At 66.0% G+C, this 17,976-nt stretch carries 15 protein-coding genes and 2 tRNA genes; 5 read left to right on the top strand and 12 right to left on the bottom strand.

The annotated features are described in order from the left end of the window. Positions 1-56: 56 nt before the first annotated feature. Both KTJ89_RS11870 and galT read right to left on the bottom strand, forming a co-directional pair. Positions 57-1,364 carry a galactokinase gene (locus tag KTJ89_RS11870; RefSeq protein WP_259357878.1) on the bottom strand — a complete coding sequence of 436 codons (1,308 nt, stop codon included), beginning with the start codon at positions 1,362-1,364 and terminating at the stop codon, positions 57-59. Next, complete coding sequence (gene galT / locus KTJ89_RS11865) at positions 1,361-2,581, bottom strand: galactose-1-phosphate uridylyltransferase (RefSeq protein WP_259357877.1); 1,221 nt, start codon at positions 2,579-2,581, stop codon at positions 1,361-1,363. Before galT ends, KTJ89_RS11870 begins: the two co-directional genes overlap by 4 nt. A gap of 119 nt (positions 2,582-2,700) precedes the next feature. On the opposite strand from galT, the gene KTJ89_RS11860 reads away from it, so the two are divergent. Together KTJ89_RS11860 and KTJ89_RS19260 are read left to right on the top strand one after the other, a co-directional pair. Next, a complete protein-coding gene (locus KTJ89_RS11860) occupies positions 2,701-3,702 on the top strand; it encodes an aldose 1-epimerase family protein (RefSeq protein WP_259357876.1) in 1,002 nt (333 codons plus the stop codon). A 106-nt stretch (positions 3,703-3,808) separates the two neighbouring features. After that, positions 3,809-4,570, top strand: a complete 762-nt coding sequence (locus KTJ89_RS19260) for a DUF4282 domain-containing protein (RefSeq protein ID WP_310650290.1) — start codon at positions 3,809-3,811, stop codon at positions 4,568-4,570. Positions 4,571-4,733: 163 nt separating this feature from the next. On the opposite strand, the gene KTJ89_RS11850 is transcribed toward KTJ89_RS19260, so the two are convergent. From KTJ89_RS11850 to KTJ89_RS11830, 5 genes are all read right to left on the bottom strand, one after another. Beyond that, positions 4,734-4,806, bottom strand: a tRNA-Glu gene (locus KTJ89_RS11850). Between the two features lie 37 nt (positions 4,807-4,843). Further along, positions 4,844-4,915: transfer RNA gene (locus tag KTJ89_RS11845), tRNA-Gln, on the bottom strand. A 203-nt stretch (positions 4,916-5,118) separates the two neighbouring features. Beyond that, positions 5,119-6,444, bottom strand: coding sequence for an alpha/beta fold hydrolase (locus tag KTJ89_RS11840; RefSeq protein ID WP_259357875.1), 1,326 nt, complete (start codon positions 6,442-6,444; stop codon positions 5,119-5,121). Further along, positions 6,441-7,853: a glutamate--tRNA ligase gene (gene gltX / locus KTJ89_RS11835; protein ID WP_374990279.1), complete on the bottom strand. Its 1,413-nt coding sequence runs from the start codon at positions 7,851-7,853 to the stop codon at positions 6,441-6,443. The genes KTJ89_RS11840 and gltX overlap by 4 nt, the downstream gene beginning before the upstream one ends. Before the next feature lie 165 nt (positions 7,854-8,018). Further along, positions 8,019-8,825, bottom strand: coding sequence for a fumarylacetoacetate hydrolase family protein (locus KTJ89_RS11830; RefSeq protein WP_259357873.1), 807 nt, complete (start codon positions 8,823-8,825; stop codon positions 8,019-8,021). Positions 8,826-8,953: 128 nt separating this feature from the next. Between KTJ89_RS11830 and KTJ89_RS11825 the strand changes: the two genes are divergently transcribed. From KTJ89_RS11825 to KTJ89_RS11815, 3 genes are all read left to right on the top strand, one after another. Beyond that, on the top strand, positions 8,954-11,716 hold the full coding sequence (locus KTJ89_RS11825) for an ATP-dependent RNA helicase (RefSeq protein WP_259357872.1): 2,763 nt from the start codon (positions 8,954-8,956) through the stop codon (positions 11,714-11,716). 37 nt (positions 11,717-11,753) lie between these two features. Continuing rightward, positions 11,754-12,722, top strand: coding sequence for a 3-methyladenine DNA glycosylase (locus KTJ89_RS11820; protein ID WP_310650289.1), 969 nt, complete (start codon positions 11,754-11,756; stop codon positions 12,720-12,722). Positions 12,723-12,851: 129 nt separating this feature from the next. Then, positions 12,852-13,907, top strand: coding sequence for a zinc-binding dehydrogenase (locus KTJ89_RS11815; RefSeq protein WP_259357871.1), 1,056 nt, complete (start codon positions 12,852-12,854; stop codon positions 13,905-13,907). A gap of 73 nt (positions 13,908-13,980) precedes the next feature. On the opposite strand, the gene KTJ89_RS11810 is transcribed toward KTJ89_RS11815, so the two are convergent. The 5 genes from KTJ89_RS11810 to lplB all read right to left on the bottom strand — a co-directional run bounded on the left by KTJ89_RS11810 (position 13,981) and on the right by lplB (position 17,970). Beyond that, positions 13,981-14,415 (bottom strand): HIT family protein, encoded by a 435-nt coding sequence (locus tag KTJ89_RS11810; RefSeq protein ID WP_139468851.1) that lies wholly within the window; start codon positions 14,413-14,415, stop codon positions 13,981-13,983. A gap of 81 nt (positions 14,416-14,496) precedes the next feature. Then, a complete protein-coding gene (locus tag KTJ89_RS11805; RefSeq protein WP_259357870.1) occupies positions 14,497-15,075 on the bottom strand; it encodes a maltokinase N-terminal cap-like domain-containing protein in 579 nt (192 codons plus the stop codon). A 136-nt stretch (positions 15,076-15,211) separates the two neighbouring features. Then, positions 15,212-15,997, bottom strand: a complete 786-nt coding sequence (thyX, locus tag KTJ89_RS11800) for an FAD-dependent thymidylate synthase (RefSeq protein ID WP_139468853.1) — start codon at positions 15,995-15,997, stop codon at positions 15,212-15,214. Positions 15,998-16,090: 93 nt separating this feature from the next. Then, a complete protein-coding gene (locus KTJ89_RS11795; protein ID WP_259357869.1) occupies positions 16,091-16,894 on the bottom strand; it encodes a Type 1 glutamine amidotransferase-like domain-containing protein in 804 nt (267 codons plus the stop codon). After that, on the bottom strand, positions 16,891-17,970 hold the full coding sequence (gene lplB, locus KTJ89_RS11790) for a lipoate-protein ligase small subunit (protein ID WP_139468854.1): 1,080 nt from the start codon (positions 17,968-17,970) through the stop codon (positions 16,891-16,893). The genes KTJ89_RS11795 and lplB overlap by 4 nt, the downstream gene beginning before the upstream one ends. Between the last annotated feature and the right edge of the window lie 6 nt (positions 17,971-17,976).

Below are 17,976 nucleotides of genomic sequence, written 5' to 3'. Positions count from 1 at the left end.
GCCCGGCTCGGCTGCACCGGCGGCTCAGCCGAAACAGGTTCGGCCGAATCAGGAGCTCAGTCGAAACGGGCAGCGCCCCGGCCGGCACTGACGGCGAAGATGTCCGGCTCCCCGTAGCCGTGCTCGGCGAATGCCGAGGTGACGGCATCGCCGACCTGTTCGACCCGGTCTGCGTGGATGAGGGCGATCGCGGAACCGCCGAAGCCGCCGCCGATCATCCGCGCGCCGAGCGCCCCGGCTCCCATCGCAGCAGCCACCGCCACATCGAGTTCGACACAGGAGACCTCGTAGTCGTGCTGCAGCGATTCGTGGGAAGCCACCAACAGGTCGCCGATTGCTCTGATGTGCGCGTCGTGATCGTCGCCTGTTGATCGTTCATTGTCCTCGAGCAGTTCGACGGTGGCGCGGACCCGGGCGTTTTCGGCGATGACATGGCGCACCCGCTTGCGCTGCTCCTCGGTCAGTTCGCTCAGGTCGACGTCATCGGCGAGTTCCCGCAGACTGTCGACTCCGAAGATCGCGGCGGACTCCTCACAGGTCCTCCGTCTGGCGCCGTACCCGCTTTCGCTGTGCGAGTGAGAGACCTTCGAGTCGATGACGAGGAGTCTGAGTCCCTCGGCGTCGAGGTCGAAGGGAATCTGGCGAGCGCTGAGGTCGCGGCAGTCGAGGAAGAGCGCGTGCCCGGCCTCGGTCATGATCGACGCGGCCTGGTCGACGATGCCCGTCGGCGCACCGACGAAGTCGTTCTCGGCTCGCTGAGTCAGCAGGACTTTCTCCCGGTCGTCGAGTCCGAGGCCATACACCTCGTCGAGGGCGATGAGCACCGCGACTTCGAGTGCGTGCGATGAGGACAGTCCGGCACCGACGGGCACGGTGGATTCGATATAGAGGTCGACTCCGCCGACCACCGTGCCAGTGGTCTTCGCGATCTCATCGACGACTCCGGCAGGATGGCTCAGCCACCCGGGCAGGCTTCCGGGCACGAGGTCCGCGGCCGCGAACTGGCCGAACATTCTCTGGCCGGTGTCATCGCGATGGTCTGAAACGATGCGAATGCTCTCCCCACGCCGAGGCGGCTGCACAGTCCCCGTGTTCTCTGCGTCATCGACCTGCCGCCCTGCGGCGTCCCCGCCTCGCCCGGCAGCGCCGTTGTCGGGTCGCCGACCGATCGCGACGTACACCGCCCGATCGATGGCGATCGGCAGGACGAAGCCGGCGTTGTAGTCGGTGTGTTCGCCGATGAAGTTCACCCTGCCTGGAGCACGGAAGGAACCGATCGGACGGTATCCGAACAGGGACTCGAACTCCTCGGCGAGGTGTTCGGGGGTCGGTGTGGATACGGCCTCGGGGGTCTCTGTGGTCATGAACGATCGTCTTCCGGGTCGAGTGCCGAAGCCGTGCTCGCGTTCGCGCTCACGGGTACGGCCGCCTCGGCGAGGGGCTCCAGGGTCACGGCACGCAGTCTGGCTGCGGTCTCCTCGGCGGAGACGTCGCCGACGAAGGCGCCCATAGCGGCCTCCGAACCGGCGAGGAACTTCAGCTTGTTCTCCGCTCTGCGGGGGCTCGTGATCTCGAGGTGGAGCCAGTCGGCGCGGCGGTCGGCACTGTTGACCGGCGCCTGGTGCCAGGCCGCGATATACGGAGTGGGACTCGGGTAGAGGCCGTCGATACGGCGCAGCACCTCCGGATAGACGCGGGCCAGGTCGTCGCGTTCGGACTCGTCGAGCTCGTCGACGCTTCCCACCTGGCGGTGCGGAACGAGGTGGACCTCGATCGGCCAACGGGCCGCGAAGGGCACGAAAGCGGAGAAGTGATCGGTCTCAAGAATCATTCGCTCTCCTGCCTCGCGTTCGAAGGCGAGCACATCGCCGAGCAGCGGCCGACCGGTCCGGCGCAGGTGTTCATGCGCCCGGGCCGAGATGATCGCGGTGTGCGGGGTGACATACGGGTAAGCATAGATCTGACCGTGCGGGTGGTTCATCGTCACTCCGATCTCCTCCCCGCGGTTCTCGAACATGAAGACCTGTTCGATGCCCGGCAGGGCAGAGAGTTCGGCGGTCCGATCGGCCCAGGCGTCGATGACGGTGCGGGCGCGTGCGGTGCCGAGGCATGCGAAGGAGCCGGTGTGCTCCGAGGAGAAGACGACGACTTCGCAGCGGCCGTATCCCGGTCCCGACAGCGCAGATGTCACGGTTTCGGCGGAGTCGGCGGCCGCCTCGGCGAAGGTGGTGTCCACGCTCTGCGCGGACGGAACATCACCGAGGCCGGGTCCGAGGGAGGGGAAGCGGTTCTCGAAGACGGCGACGTCGAAGTCCACTGCCGGGATCTCTGTGGGACGGTCCGTCGTCGACGGGCACAGCGGGCACTCGGCGGCGGCGGGCAGGTGGGTGCGGGTCTGTCGGTGGGTGGCCACGGCGACCCATTCGCCGGTGAGGACGTCGAAGCGCAGGGTTCCGCTGTCGGGGCGCGAATCGTGTGGCCGGGGGTCGGCGGCGATCGTCGGTGCAGGTGAGTCGGGGTCCTGGAAGAACAGGATCTCGCGACCATCGGACAGGTTCGCCCGGCGATGCGACGCTGGCATCAGACCTCCCAAAAGTTATCATTTTCGATCATAATGCTAACATCTGGCGGCCCGGATTCGTGCGGACGGCGTAGAATATCTGCAACTGTTCTTCCCGCGCTCGAGCACCCTGGAGACCTATGACCGCCACCATCGAACTCGCCTGTGACGAGTCAGCGGCGGTCATCTCCCCCATCGGCGCGAGCCTGGTGCGCTTCAGCGTCGGCGATCGTCCGGTCGTGGTGCCGATGAACGCCTTCGACGGAGCCGTGCTCGCCCCCTGGCCGAACCGGATCGATGGGGGTCGCTACGACTTCGCCGGGGACAGCCACCGGCTGCCGATCACCGAGCCCGAGCGGGATGCTGCCTTGCACGGCCTCGTCGCCGATGTCGAATGGTCCGTAGTCGAGCGCACCGAGTCGACGGTCAGTCTCGCATTCACGCTGGGGCCGACCGCGGGGTATCCGTTCGCGTTCGATCTGCAGGTGGATTTCGAACTCGCCGAGGCGGAGCTGCGCATGCGTGCACGTGCCCTGAACTCGGGGTCGGCTCCCGCACCGTTCGGTTTCGGATTTCATCCGTGGCTCTCCCCGGGCACTGCCCCACCGGGTACAACCGACCCCGTTGACGATGCCCTTGTCGATGAGGCTCAGCTCGTCATTCCCGCTGCGCACTGGCACGAGACCGATGAGCGGCTTATCCCCACGGCTGTTCGCCCCTTCGATGACGGCACTGCCGTCCCGGCCGATCACGCCTCCGATGATTCGGCATGCATGGTGTGCAAGGACTTCCGGGCGCTGCGCCTCATCGGCGGCACGATCCTCGATGATGCGTACGGCTCACCTCGGCGCGGTGACGACGGATGGTCGCGGGCACGGCTGAAGGGTGCAGATCTGCGCGAGGTCGTCGTCGGGATGGGGCCAGGGTTCCGCACCTGGCAGGCGTGTACGGGCGACGGCCTCGATGAGGATCTGGCACGTCGGGCGATTGCGATCGAGCCGATGACCTGTCCCCCGAATGCATTCGCAGCGGGCGAAGCCGGCGAGGACTTCGACGTCGTCGCCCCGGGTGACGAGCTTGTCGTCGAGTGGAGCATCGCTCTGACCGGGGCAGACGACACTTCGTGCTTCCTTCCGAAATGACAGTCGCCCTGCCGCGAGTCGGCGCATCCTGATAGGTTGCGACTACAGGCAGATATCAGGCGAGCGTGCCCTGTCCTGGGTGCGTTCCATTCTCGAAGGGGACACCATGTCGACACCGCAGAACCCGAACGACCCGAACAGCAGCTCGGCTGAGCAGAACCTCGACGGCCAGAACCCCGGACCGGGAGACCAGCCGGAGAGTGCTCAATCCGCCTCGGACCAGTCGGCGCAGAGTCCCCAGAACTCCCAGTTCCAGCCCGGCCAGGATGCTCAGGCATCGCAGCACGGCCAGGAGGCACAGTTCCGGCCCGAGCAGCCCACCTATCAGCAGGGCACCTATGATCCCCATGCCGACCAGGCACAGGGGCAGCCGTACCAGCAGGGCGGATATTCGCAGCCCGGCGCTTATCAGCAGGATCCTTATCAGCAGCACGCATACTCGCAAGGAGCGGCACAGCAGCAGGCTTATGGTCAGCCCGCCTACGGTCAGCCTGGGTATGGTCAGGCTCCACAGTCGGCGCCTCAGCAGGCTGGGTTCTTCAAGTCGCTGTTCGATATCCGCTTCGACAACTTCATCGCGGTGAAGTGGGCGGGCTTCATCTACATCATCGCGATCGTGGTCGCGGTCCTGTCCTATCTCGGGACTATCGTCGCCGGCATCACCACGGGAATCGCCGCAGGTTCGGCGTCGAGCTACCTCAGCGGCGGACCGAGCTTCAGCGTGCTGCCGCTGATCCTGTCGATCATCTTCGGCTGGATCATTCCGGCCTTGTGGGTCATCGGCGTGCGTCTCGTGCTCGAGCTCATCGTCTCCAATATCAAGACGGCCGAACATACGAAGCGCATCGCCGATTCAGTCGGCCGCTGACTCACTGCGCCCTATATTTCTGGTGCAGGAGCGGCTTCAATGTGCAGAAGTGGTGATCTCAATCAGTGCATATGAATCTTGAACCCGCGGATGCTGACACGGTGCAGGAACGCCCGTGAATTAGAGTGAGCCCCGCACCGAAATTCGATGCGGGGCTCAACCGTACCCCCGAGCAGATTCGAACTGCCGTTACCGCCTTGAGAGGGCGGCGTCCTAGGCCACTAGACGACGGGGGCTAGAACAACACTCCTGGACTGATCCAGACTGTGTCCGCTGGGCTACCAGGACTTGAACCTAGACTAAATGAACCAGAATCACTCGTGCTGCCAATTACACCATAGCCCAATGTTTTTCAAGGTCATCCCCGAGGAGATTTCCCTGAGCAACGAGATATAACTCTACACAAGCACCCCGCCTCCCGACAAATCCGAGAGGCTCCTTTTCAGTGTGACCTTCTTAACAGAATAGGCTCACCGCACCCGGCCCGTCGACGGGCCCAGAAGTCCCGCGCGCGCAGGCTCGCTCTGCCGGCCCCGACGGCCCCGGCCTCACCCGCGAGCGAGGCCGATGAGCCGGTCGAGGACCCGGTAGCCGTCGGCGCGCAGACCGTTGTGTTCGTACTCGTTCGTCACCCACGGCTGCACCCCGGAGAGATGCTCGGCCGTGGCCAGCGAATACTCCACCGGCACGTACGCGTCCTCGAAGTACACTGCCGCAGCACCGCGCACCGAGGCGGCCCGCAGAGCGTCGACATCGTAGAGACCGGGCCACTGACGTGCGGCGACGATCTCTGCCACCTCGGCGAAGGGCGCGAGTTCGGGATCCTCATGCAGCGATTCCGGCCCGGCATGCTCGCCGGCCAACAGCGTCGGATCCTTGACCACGGCATCGGGCATCGCCCGCCTGGCCGCCCAATTCGTCGCCGTGCCGTCGGCCCAGCAGGATTCGTGGATGACGGCATAGAGCGGGTTGCGCCCCGAGAACGGCAGAGACGCGGCAAGGTCATGCCGGAAAGCCCCCGAAGAGAAGTCGAGGTCGAGCAGATAATGCAGCTTCTCCGGACCATCCGAGGTGCCGAGGAAGTGCCCGAGCAGACGGATCCGCTCCGGCGTCGCCCGCGCTCCCCCGGGCAGGGCGAGACCGTCACCGACAGACGCAAGGTCGACGAGGCGCCGCATCTTCTCACGGTCGCCGGGGAACGCTGCGTAATACTGCTCGGACTTGCGGATCATGCCCTCCCACGTGCGTCCGTAGACGGTCGCCGGGTCGAGGCCGATCGCCGGCAGACCGCCGGTGAAGTACACCTCGTGAAGGGCACTCGAATGCGCGGAGATGTAGCGCAGAGTCGTGAAGCCGCCGAAGGACTGACCCAGCAGGGACCAGATCTCCGCGCCGAGGTGGCGGCGTAGGATCTCCGCGTCCTCGACGATCGAATCGGCACGGAAGAAGGACAGCGCCTCGGCGATCGCGGCCGGGGCCTCCCCTACCGTCCTCAGCCCGGTGATGGCCCCATCGACAGAGCCGATCGGATTCGATCTTCCGGTTCCACGCTGGTCGAGCATGACGACCTGGAACTCCTCGAGGGCACGCTTCACCCAGCCGCCGGGACCGCCGACGATGCCCGGGCGCGGGGCTTCCACGCCGGGCCCGCCCTGCAGGTACACGAGGTACGGCTTCTGACTGTCCGCCTCGGTGGCGATGATCCGGGCGAACACGTCGATCGTGTCCGGCAGATTCACCTTCCCCGAGGCGGCAGTCGCGGCGCTCTCCCCCGCCGAGGCGGCCTCCCCCGCCCGTCCGAAATGATCGAAGGGCACGGTGACCGTCACGTCACGGAAGTGCAGTCCCCCGCGGGTCCAGGTCGTCTGATTCACAGCTGTGCCGCGAGTGCCTTGAGGCGCTTCAGCGAGGAGTCCTTGCCGAGGATCTCCATCGACTCGAACAGCGGTGGTGAGACCTTGCGGCCGGACACGGCCACACGCAGGGGCCCGTAGGCCAGACGCGGTTTGATCTCCATCTCGTCGACGAGCTTGGCCGACAGCACCTCTTCGAGCTTCGCCGTGGTCCAGTCGTCGAGTCCGTCGAGGACCTCGATGGAGGCGGCGAGCACCTCGGGGGCGGAGTCCTTGAGCGTCTTCAGTCCGTCTTCGGCCATGACGAGGTCGTCATCGGAGGTGAAGAGGAACGCGAGCAGGTCGGGAGCCTCTCCGAGCAGCTTCATGCGGGTCTGCACGAGCGGAGCCGCCTCGTTGAGGATCGCCAGCTGAGCATCTGTCGGGGACTCCGGGAGCACCTCGGCGGCCTGGAGATACGGCACCAGACGGTCACGGAAGTCATCCGGCTCGAGGAGGCGGATGTGGTCGGCGTTGATGGCGGTGGCCTTCTTCACGTCGAAGCGGGCCGGGTTGGGCAGGACATCGTGGATGTCGAAGGCTTCGGTGAATTCCTTGACGCTGAACACGTCGCGGTCGGGTCCGACGGACCAGCCGAGCAGGGCGAGGTAATTGATGAGTCCCTCGGGGATAAACCCGTTCTCGCGGTGGAGGAACAGGTTCGATTCGGGGTCGCGCTTCGACAGCTTCTTGTTGCCCTCGCCCATGACGTAGGGCAGGTGGCCGAACTCGGGGGTCGCCTCGGCGATGCCGATAGCCTTGAGGTGTTCGTAGAGAGCGATCTGACGCGGGGTCGAGGACAGGATGTCCTCGCCGCGGAGCACATGGGTGATGCCCATGAGTGCGTCGTCGACGGGGTTGACCAGAGTGTACAGCGGCTGGCCGTTCGCGCGGACGACGACGAAGTCGGGCACGGTGCCGGCCTTGAAGGTGATGTCGCCGCGAACGAGGTCAGTGAAGGTGATGTCCTCATCGGGCATGCGCACGCGCCATACAGGTTCGCGGCCCTCGGCGCGGAAGGCGGCCTTCTGCTCGTCGGTGAGGTCGCGGTCGTAGCCGTCGTAGCCGAGTTTCGGATCACGGCCAGCCGCCTTGTGCCGGGCTTCGACTTCCTCGTTCGTCGAGTAGGACTCGTAGATGTGGCCGCCGGCCTTGAGCTTCTCGATGACGCCTGAGTAGATCTCGCCACGCTGGGACTGGCGGTAGGGTCCGTTGTCTCCGCCGACCTCGATGCCTTCGTCCCAGTCCAGGCCCAGCCATTTGAGAGCATCGACGACCTGGCCGAAGCTCTCCTCGGAGTCACGTGCCGCGTCGGTGTCCTCGATGCGGAAGACGAACTTGCCGCCGGTGTGCTTGGCATAGGCCCAGTTGAACAGGGCTGTGCGGACCATGCCGACGTGCGGGGTGCCGGTGGGTGATGGGCAGAAACGAACTTTGACGCTCACGATTGTCCTTTGCGTGATCTTCTCGGGTGTGAGTCTGTGGTGTGCGCGGTGGCGCTGGTGGTGTGGCGGCTCTGGTGTTCCGTGGATGCGATCGCCGAGGCGGCGGTCGGCTCAGGCGTCCATGACCGGGTTCGACAGGACACCGAGTCCTTCGATGGCGATGTCGACGCGGTTGCCGGACACGATCTGACCGACCCCCTCCGGGGTTCCGGTGAGGATGACATCGCCGGGCAGCAGGGTGATCGTCTCCGACAGGTGTTCGATGATGGTCGGGATATCGAAGATGAAGTCGGCGGTGGTGCCGTCCTGCTTGAGATCCCCGTCGACCCAGGACCGGATGCCGAGGTCGTCGACGTCGAGTTCGGTTTCGATCCAGGGACCCAGCGGGGCCGAGGTGTCGAAGCCCTTCGCCCGAGTCCACTGCTTGTCCAACTTCTGGAGGTCGCGCAGGGTGACATCGTTGCTCGCGGTATAGCCGAGGACATGGTCGAAGGCGTTCTCCGCCTTCACGCCCTTGGCCACACGGCCGATGACGACGGCGAGTTCGGCCTCATAGGAGACGTATTCGCTGATCGCGGGCAGGCGGATGGGGTCGCCGGGGCCGATGACCGCGGTGTTCGGTTTGAAGAAGGTCACCGGGGTCACGGGAACCTCGTTGCCGAGTTCTGCTGCGTGTGCGGCGAAGTTGCGGCCCACGCCGATCACCTTCGAACGCGGCAGGATGGGGCTGACCAGACGCACGTCGTCGATCTTCAGTCTCTCGCCTGTCGATTGGGCCGGAGAGAAGAAGGGGTCCGAGTCGAGAACGGCAAGTTCGAGTCCCGACGTGTCCCAGCTTCCGTCGGTGATCGGCGGCACTTCACCTTCGACGACTCCGTATTTGGGTTCGTCCTGATGTACAAATCTGGCGATACGCATGTGTCACAGTCTAGTCAGTGCCTGGTGCCTTCCGCGCGTCGGTGCTCATCGATCCGCGATCGGGTCTCCGCAGATCCCCCGCTGTGTCCCGTGTGCGGGCGGGGCCGCCCTGCTGAGAGACTGGTGGCATGCCCGATCCGCACCTCCCGCACACCTTCGATCTCGCCCGCGTCGGGGCCGGCCTGCCCGCCGCCGCGCTCATCGATGAGTTGGGCCTCGCCGAGGCGACCCCCGCCCCGAGATTGGTCGTAGAGGCTCCTCCCGGAACCGGTAAGACCACCGTGGTGCCGCCGATGATCGCTGAGCACCTGACTGGTCCGGGCCGCATCATCGTCACCCAGCCCCGGCGGATGGCGGCCCGCGCCGCGGCCAGGCGGCTCGCGTCGTTGACGGGGACCCGCCTCGGCGAGGTGGTGGGGTTCACCGTCCGAGGTGAATCGCGGACTTCGCAGGCCACACGGATCGAGTTCGTCACCACGGGGGTGCTGCTGTCCCGACTGCTGCGCGATCCGGAGCTGACCGGTATCGACGGGGTCATTCTCGACGAGGTGCATGAGCGGCAGCTGGATACGGATCTCGCGTTCGCGATGTGCCGGGAATTGGCTGATCTGCGCGAGGACCTGTCCGTGGTCGTCATGTCGGCGACCTTGGATGCGCAGCTGTGGGCCGCGCGTCTCGGTGACGGACCGCAGTCGCCGGCGACGCTGCTGTCGGTGTCCGCCGATCCTCATCCCTTGGAGATACGGTGGGCACCGGCGAAGGATCGGCCCCTTGATGCGCGGGGTGTGACCTGGGATTTCCTTGATCATCTGGCGGCGACGACGGTGCGTGCGCTGACTGAGACCGGTGAGGGCGACGTCCTCGTCTTCGCTCCCGGTGCACGCGAAGTCGACGAGGTGGCCTCTCGCGTGCGGCGCCGTGTGGAATCAGGTGGCGGTTCGGGTGATGGCGGACCGATCGGCTCTGGTGGTTCGGGTACCGGTGACACGATCGAGGTGCACACTCTCACGGGGCGGACCCCCGCGAAAGAGCAGGACACGATCCTGCGCCCACGCACCGACCAGGAGCGCGGCCGCCGAGTCATCGTCTCGACCGCGGTAGCCGAATCGGCGCTGACGATCGACGGGGTCCGCATCGTCGTCGACTCCGGGCTCTCCCGAGGACCACGGCTGGATACGCGGCGTCGCATGTCCGGGCTGGTCACGATGCGGGAGTCGAAGGCTTCGGGAACACAGCGCTCCGGTCGTGCCGCCCGGCAGGGACCGGGTGTTGCGTATCGGTGCATGTCAGAGGCGGATTGGGCAAGCCTGCCCGAGCACACTCCTCCCGAAATTGCGACCTCCGATCTCACCTCCGCAGTGCTCGCACTCGCTGTGTGGGGCGGCGACGAGACCCTCTTGCCAGATCCGCTGCCGGCCGGACCGAAACGGCAGGCGGTCGACAACCTGGTCGCTTTGGGAGCCGTGGAGATCTCGGCAGCGGCAATGGACGGTGCAGGAGGCGAGCGCTCCGCCGGTGAGCGCCCCACCGGTGAGCTCCCCGACACTGCCGAGTTCCCGATATCAGCACTGAACGTCACCCAGACGGGGCGGGCTATCGCGGCGGTTCCCGCCTCGGTGTGGTCGGCACGTGGCCTCCTCGACGGGGCTGCCCTGCTCTCACCCGCGCGTGCGGCAGAAGCGGTCGCCGTCATCGAATCCGATCAGAGGGCTCCCGGCGCCGATCTCTCCGCGCTGCTGCGGCAGCTGCGACGCAGCAGGGATACTCGATTCGCTCAGGACCGCAAACGGTTCGCGTCGATCGCACGCGAGTACGCCTCGAGCGGCGAGGGCGGCGACACGGGAGACGGGAACGGTGGAATCGGCGACCGCGCTGAAGCCACCGGCGGTACCGGCACAGCTTTGACTCCCGAGGACCTCGGGCTCGTCACGGCACTGTCCTACCCCCTGCAGATCGCGCGGCTGCGCAGCGCCTCCGATTCCGAATACCTACTGGCTTCCGGCACGGCGGCGAGCCTGCCCCGAGACTCCTCGCTGCAGGGCAGCCCATGGTTGGCCATCGCCGAGGTGGGCCTCGCCGGATCGCGTGCGATCATCCGATCTGCTGTGCCCATCGACGTCGACACCGCGGAACTCGCCGGAGCCGGACTGCTGCACACGGAGGAGACGGCGACGTTCGAGTCCGGGAAGGTCCGTGCGGTACGACGCAGCCGCCTCGGCGGAATCGAACTGACCTCCACCCCGATCCAGGCCGGTCGCGAACTCGCCCGCCGTGCCATCGCCGAATCGGTGCGCGAGCGAGGAGCCCGCGAGGTTCTGCGTCCCTCCGAAGCCTTCGAATCGCTGCGCGCCCGGCTGGGACTGCTCCGCGCGATCTTCGGGGACCCATGGCCGGAGGTCACGTGGGAGCACCTCTCTGAGACGCTCGATCAGTGGTGTCCTGATGCGCTCGACCGGATCGCGAAGGGCTCCGATCCTGCCCGCGTGGACCTCGTCTCCGCGCTGAGCGGTCTGCTGCCCTGGCCCGAGGCGGCCCGGCTCGACGAGCTTGTGCCGACCCACATCACAGTGCCCAGCGGGTCACACATCCGCCTCGAGTATCCGGCCCCCGAACGCGCCGAGCTCCCGGGCCCGATCCTCGCGGTCAAACTCCAGGAGTGCTTCGGTTGGACCGATGTGCCCCGCGTCTGTGACGGCCAGGTGGCGGTCACCATGCACCTGCTCTCCCCCGCCAGGCGGCCCCTGGCGGTGACCAGTGATCTCGCGTCGTTCTGGGCGAACGCGTATGCCCATGTCAGGGCCGAGAACCGGGGCCGCTACCCGAAGCATCCGTGGCCTGAGGATCCACTCACCGCACCTGCTGCGAAGGGCACGAAGCGCTCGGGTCGCTGAGCTGGAGCCCGACTCGACCGTCTGGGACAATGGTGCGGTGACTTCCGCACTCTCGACCACGACTCCCGCCCCATCCAGGGCGGCGACCGAGCGTGCCGACGCATCGTCGGGCCGCCTCGGTGACGGTGTCGTTCCTGCCGAGATCTGGCGCGAGCTGCGTGACGAGCACGAACATCGGATCGCCGAGCGCACCGATGCGCATATCGACCGGCGGATGCGACAGGAGACCCACCCGGTCGAAGACTTCCTCTTCACCTACTACCCGTTCAAGGTCGGGCAGCTGAAGAAATGGCATCCCGGGCCGGGTGTGCGCGTCGCGCTTGAGACGGCCGAAGATCGTCGGTATTTCGACCGTCGGTGGTATCGCATCGACGATGCGCAGAATTTCGCCGAGGTGGACCTCGAGTCCTGGCGCACCGACCGTGGGGACGGAGCAAAGTTCATCGCCTCGCTGCTGTCGTCGACATTGGGTCGGGAAGCGAACTTCGGGTGCTTCGGCATCCACGAATGGGCGATGGTCTACCGTCTCACCGACGAGCAGCGCCGGCATCAGCAGGTGCCGCTGCGGTTGAGCCCCGCCGAGACCGATGCCGTGGTCGAAGGCCACCGCATCCAGTGTTCGCATCATGATGCGTTCCGTTTCTTCACCGAACCCGCGCGTCCGCTCAACACCTTGCAGCCGAGCCGCGAGGGCATGGTCGCCAACGAGCAGCCCGGGTGTCTGCACGCGGGGATGGATCTGTACAAATGGGCGATGAAGATCTCGCCGATCGCTGATTCGGATCTCGTCGTCGACTGCTTCGACCTCGCCCTCGATATCCGCACCCTGGACATGGAGGCCTCCCCCTATGACCTGCGTGGTTGGGGCTACGGGGTCGTCTCCATCGAGACCGCTGCGGGCAAAGCCGTATACATGGAGCGGCAGAAGGATTTCTCCGGCAGGGCGCAGGCGCTGCGGGCTCGGCTGCTCGATGCTTTGGCGGTCGCGGGAGTTCATCCGCGCTGAGTCGCCTGGGGGCTGCGCTGGTTAGCCGCTGCGGCTGCGCCGGGCCCGCTGTGCTGACCAGTCGCTGCGGCCGCGCCGTTTCGTGGACGTCTTCGCGGTCGCGGCACCGGCGAGCCTACGATCGACGGTATGCGCGCCATCGTCTTCGATCAGTTCTCCGTCCGTCCCGAACTCACGGACATTTCCGCCCCGACCGCACCTGGTGCGGGAGTCGTCATCGACGTCGAAGCCACCGGGGTGTGCCGCAGCGACCATCACGCGTGGGCCGGCCACGATTCGACGATCACTCTGCCCCACGTGCCCGGGCATGAGCTGGTCGGGAGGGTCGCCTCGGCGGGTGTGGGCGTGCAGGACTTCCACGTCGGCCAGCGTGTGACCGTTCCCTTTGTGTGCGGGTGCGGCAGTTGCCGGTGGTGCGTTTCCGGCAATGCGCAGGTGTGCCCCGATCAGACGCAGCCGGGATTCACGCATTTCGGGTCGTGGGCGGATCAGGTCGTCATCCACAATGCCGATGCCAACCTCGTGGCCGTGCCCGAGGATCTGCCGGCCGCGGCCGTCGTCGGGCTCGGGTGTCGATTCGCCACGGCCTTCCATGGTCTGCGAGTGCGGGCTCGCCTTGCCGCGGACGAGACTGTCGCCGTCTTCGGCTGCGGCGGGGTGGGACTGTCGACAATCATGATCGCCGGGGCCCTCGGTGCGAAGGTGATCGCCATCGACGTCAGCGATGCGGCCTTGGAATCCGCCCGTGAGTTCGGTGCCGCACGATGCGTCAATGCTCGGGATCTCAGCCCCGAGGAGCTGAGCGCCGAGGTGGTCGCGCAGTTCGCGTCGACCGATCCCGACGGGGTGGCTGTGACCGTTGATGCCCTGGGCAGGGAGGACACGATCCGGGCGGCGATCGGTGCTCTGGCACCTTTGGGTCGGCATGTGCAGATCGGGCTGCTGCCCGCGGAGCCGGTCGTCGATCTGCCGCGCGTGATCGCTCTCGAGCTCAGCGTGCTCGGCTCGCACGGAATGGCTGCGGCCGAGTACCCAGAGCTCGTGGACCTTGTCGTTCAGGGACGATTGCGTCCGCAGGAGCTGGTCACTACTGTCATCGGACTCGACGAGGCGCCCGCGGCGATGGAGGCGATGGGGTCACCCTCTGCCTCGGCGGGGATGACGATCATCGACCTGGCCAGGTGAGACGGCCGGCGGTCCGGGCACTGTGAGTCGCCTCGGCGAGGTCGAGCGCAACGGCGGCGATCACGGCAATGCCTCACTCGTCGCCGAGTGACTCCCGCATGCTCGCGGCCAGGAATCCGATGAGTTCCTGATTCCCGCGGATTCCGGGTTCGAACGGCAGCCGCAAGCGGTCTTTGTCCCTGTCCCGGTAGCGCGGAATGACGTGCATATGGAAGTGGAAGACCGTCTGCCACGCCTCGGCACCGCAGCAGTTGAGGAGATTGACGCCATCGGCTCCCCATGCATCGAAAGCGTGCTTGGCGATGCGCTGGGATTCGAGCGCCACCGCAGACAGATCTTCGGCCGGGATATCCCGCAGGTCCGTGCTGTGACGTTTCGGCACGACGAGCAGATGCCCGTCCGACCCGGGCTGGATGTCCATGAACGCTAAGGTCGACTCGGTCTCGGCGATCGGCGCACTCGGTGCGTCACCTGCGACGATCTGGCAGAAGATGCAGTCGCTGCTCATGAGTTCCGATTCCTCCCCGCATTGAGTTGGCTGTGCCGTTCGGCGTTTGGCCCGGGCCCTCAGATCGTGCCGGCAATCCCCTCAGACCATGATGGCGAGGACGACGTTCGTGTCCTGACCGTCCCAGCGGCCCAACAGCAGACCGGCGTCGGACTTCTCCGCCGGAGACTCGGGCGACAGGCGGTAGAGGATCTCGACGTCGCCGGCACCCGGCAGAGGTCCCGTCCCGAAGGCGTGGGCCACCTCGGTGATCTCTTCGCCCCGGTTGCCCTCAGCATCGACGCGGTACTGCTTCGCTGCGGTCGACGCGGTGGCGATGGTGTGGTCGAGGCGCTGCCGGAACAGCGGGTCGCCCATGCCGGCGTAGACCCACCGCTTGCCGAGCACCGAGTGATCCATGTTCGCCACGAATGCTTCGTCGGCGCCTTCGAGCGGTTCTCCGCGGTAGGTCAGCGGCACCTGCAGCAGCTGGTCGCCGCTCTTCACGATGTGGATCTCGATGCCCACTTCGCCGGCAGGGTCGTCGAAGCGGTACGCGGTAACAGTCTCGAGCGGGTTCGCCGCGAGGTCGAGCTCGGCGGCCCAGTCCTGCTTGGCAACCCAGTCGGTGACGACGTCGAGCTTGCCGGGATTGAGCTGAGCTGCGTAGATATCTGCCATGACGGTTCCTCCTGAAATCTGTCTGACGTCGGCGTCAGGTGTGGCTGGGCGTGTCAGGTGTCTGTGGGTGTGAGGCGCCCGGACGTCTCCGAACGCTTCGCATCAGGCCTTGTGTGGTGTCAGGACCTGCGTGGTCTCAGGCCTTGCGCGTGCCGGGGATCCATTCTCCGTCGACGACTTCGTAGTCGGCGAAGACTGCCGGTGCCTCTTCGCGCATGACCTCGCCGATCTTGTTGAAGATGAGGCGGATCTCCTCTTCAGCGCCCTTCGCAGTGCGCATTTCGATGACGTGGCGCAGAGAACGCAGGTTCGCGGTGTAGACGATTCCGGTCGCCAGGCCCTCGGGGGCGAAGCGGCGCATGAACGAGGTCATGTGCTTCTTGTGGGAGAACTTCGTGCCCTCCTCGTCAAGCTCGAAATGATCGGCCATCCACTGCTGGTGCTCCTCGAGGGTGTCGAGGACCTTGAGGCTGCGTTCCATGAGTTCGGGATCTTCGCGGGCCCACTCGGGGAACCAGAATGGGATGTCCGTGAGGCGGACGTAGCGCAGCGATTCCTGCGAGAACGCCGATCCTGCGCGGTGGCGGATGAGTTCGTGGGTGAGCACGCGCGAGACGTTGTGGAGGACGAAGGTGAAGTTCGCGTGTTCGAGCACGGATCCGTGCTGGGACTTCACGACGTTGCCGAGGTACTGCGCGGAATCGGTGCGCACCCGCGAGACGTTCGGGTTGAGTCCCGGCTCCCACGAGCGATAGCACATGCGTCCGGAGAACTCGAGGAGATCCTCGGCGTCGGGAGATTCCGCATCTTCGACCCGGTCCGCCCAGGAGGTTCCGCCCACCTCGTCGAGGTAAGTCCTCATCGCTTCCCAATCGATATTGGGCTTGGCGAGCAGTTCAACGGACGGTTCGACCTGGCGCATGGCTCTCCTAGTGAAGGGGACGTGATTGATTCCCAATCCTACAGACAGCCCGGCTAGTTGCGGCGACCGGTCCGCACCGAAATTCTCCTCGCCTCAACCGCCTTGGCTGACAAGTGCGACGGGGCCCTGTTCGTCGAGGTTGTGCAGGCGACCGCCCGTATCAACGACGAACGCCTGCGCCCCCGCGGATTCCACCATCACCGAGGTGGCCGCACCGTCGACGTACACGACCGCGGCATGATCATCGATGGCGATTCCGGGGCCCGGAAGCCGGCCCTGGGCGATCCATTCCCGGAAGGATTCCTTCCGTCCGGGTTCTCCATGGAAGTGCGGGCAGGCACTCCCCCGCAGGAATCCGAGCCCGTCGTTCAGCGGTGCCAGCGGACCGAACGAATCCGTCGAGGATGCTTCGAACCAGCAGTTCGCACCGGCGCTGATGCCGGCGAGGATCGTTCCTCCGCCGGCCGCTTCTCTCATCCGTTGGTCGACGCCATGCCTCCGCCAGAGGCTGAGCAGGTTCGCCGTGGAGCCGCCGCCGACGTAGATGAGGTCCATGTCGAGCAGCATCGCCGGATCCTGGTAGTCCCACGGACTCTGCCCGAACAGGGAGAGGACATGGGTTCGTGCCCGCGCCTCGAATGCCGCTTCGAACCGCTCGATGTAGTCGCGGCTGTCACCGGATGCCGTCGGGACGAAGCAGACGTTCGGGAGTCCAACAGAGGCGCCGAAGCCGCTCTGAGCACCGGCCTCGTCCTCAGCGCCGCCGCGGATCCGTCTGGCGGCCATGCGCACCAGCTCGTCATCAATGGCCGATTCCCCGGTCTCGGACATCGAGAATCCACCACCGCCGAGGGCCACGATCGTGCCCCGGAAAGCGGTGGATTCAGAGGTGCTCACGGCACTCGGTGCGTCCACTTCTCGGTTCCGAACTTCTCATCGACGAGTTCCTGGGCCCGCTTGAGCTCCTCCTCCGTGTAGGTGCCGTAAGTGGCCCCATAGCGGGTGGCGAAGGTGTCCGCCATGACATCGATGATGTCCTTGCGTGCCTCACCGGTCTGACTCCGCAACGGGTCGACGCGCTTCTTCGCGCTCGCCACTCCCTTGTCGGAGATCTTCGCTTCGCCGATGCGCAGAACTTCGACCATCTTGTCCGCGTCGATGTCGTAGCTCATCGTCGCGTGGTGGAGCAGTGTGCCGTCGCGATTGCGCTTCTGTGCGGCACCGCCGATCTTGCCTCCGGTCGAGGAGATGTCGTTGATCGGCTTGTAGAACGCCTCAACGCCGAGAGTCTTGAGAGCCGCGAGCACCCACTGGTCGAGGAACACATACGACTCCTCATAGTCGAGGCCGGCGACGAGGGCAGGCGGGACGAACATCGAATAGGTGATGCAGTTGCCGCCCTCCATGAACATCGCACCTCCGCCCGAGATACGACGCACGACCTGGACGTCGTACTTCTCCACGCCTTCGGGCCGCAGCTCGTTGACGTAGGACTGGAAGGCCCCGATGACGGTGGCCGTGTCCTCCCACTCCCAGAACCGCAGGGTCGGCTGACGACGACCTGCCGCAACTTCCTCGAGCAGGACCTGATCAAGTGCCACATTGAGCTGAGTCGGCAGCACCTCGCCGCGAATGACCTGCCAGTCGAAGTCAGTGAAGTTCGCCGCCGAACCCAGCGCCCGTCGCACGACGGTGGCGATATCGGCGGTGGAGAAGCCGTGCATCGCCAGTTCCGAACCGTAGCCGGCCAGAGCCTCGTCGAGGCGGCCGCGCAGCGCCGCATTATCGGCAGTGACGCTGGCGCCGACGAGGGCCGGTGCCAGGTCGAAATAGGCTTCCTCGGGTTCGAGGAAGAAGTCCCCGGAGATCTTCACCTCGGTGATGGTCTTGCCGTCGGTGGTGACATCGGCGACGACGAGTTTGCCGCCGATGACCTTGTATTCGCCGTGGAAGTGCTGCGTCTCGTTCGTCATGTCTCC

The sequence above is a fragment of the Brevibacterium sediminis genome (assembly GCF_024895295.1).
GTDB classification, from domain to species: Bacteria; Actinomycetota; Actinomycetes; order Actinomycetales; family Brevibacteriaceae; genus Brevibacterium; species Brevibacterium sediminis.
The sequence above is the reverse complement of the archived record's forward strand: the minus strand, read 5'-3'. Positions and strand labels throughout refer to the sequence as shown.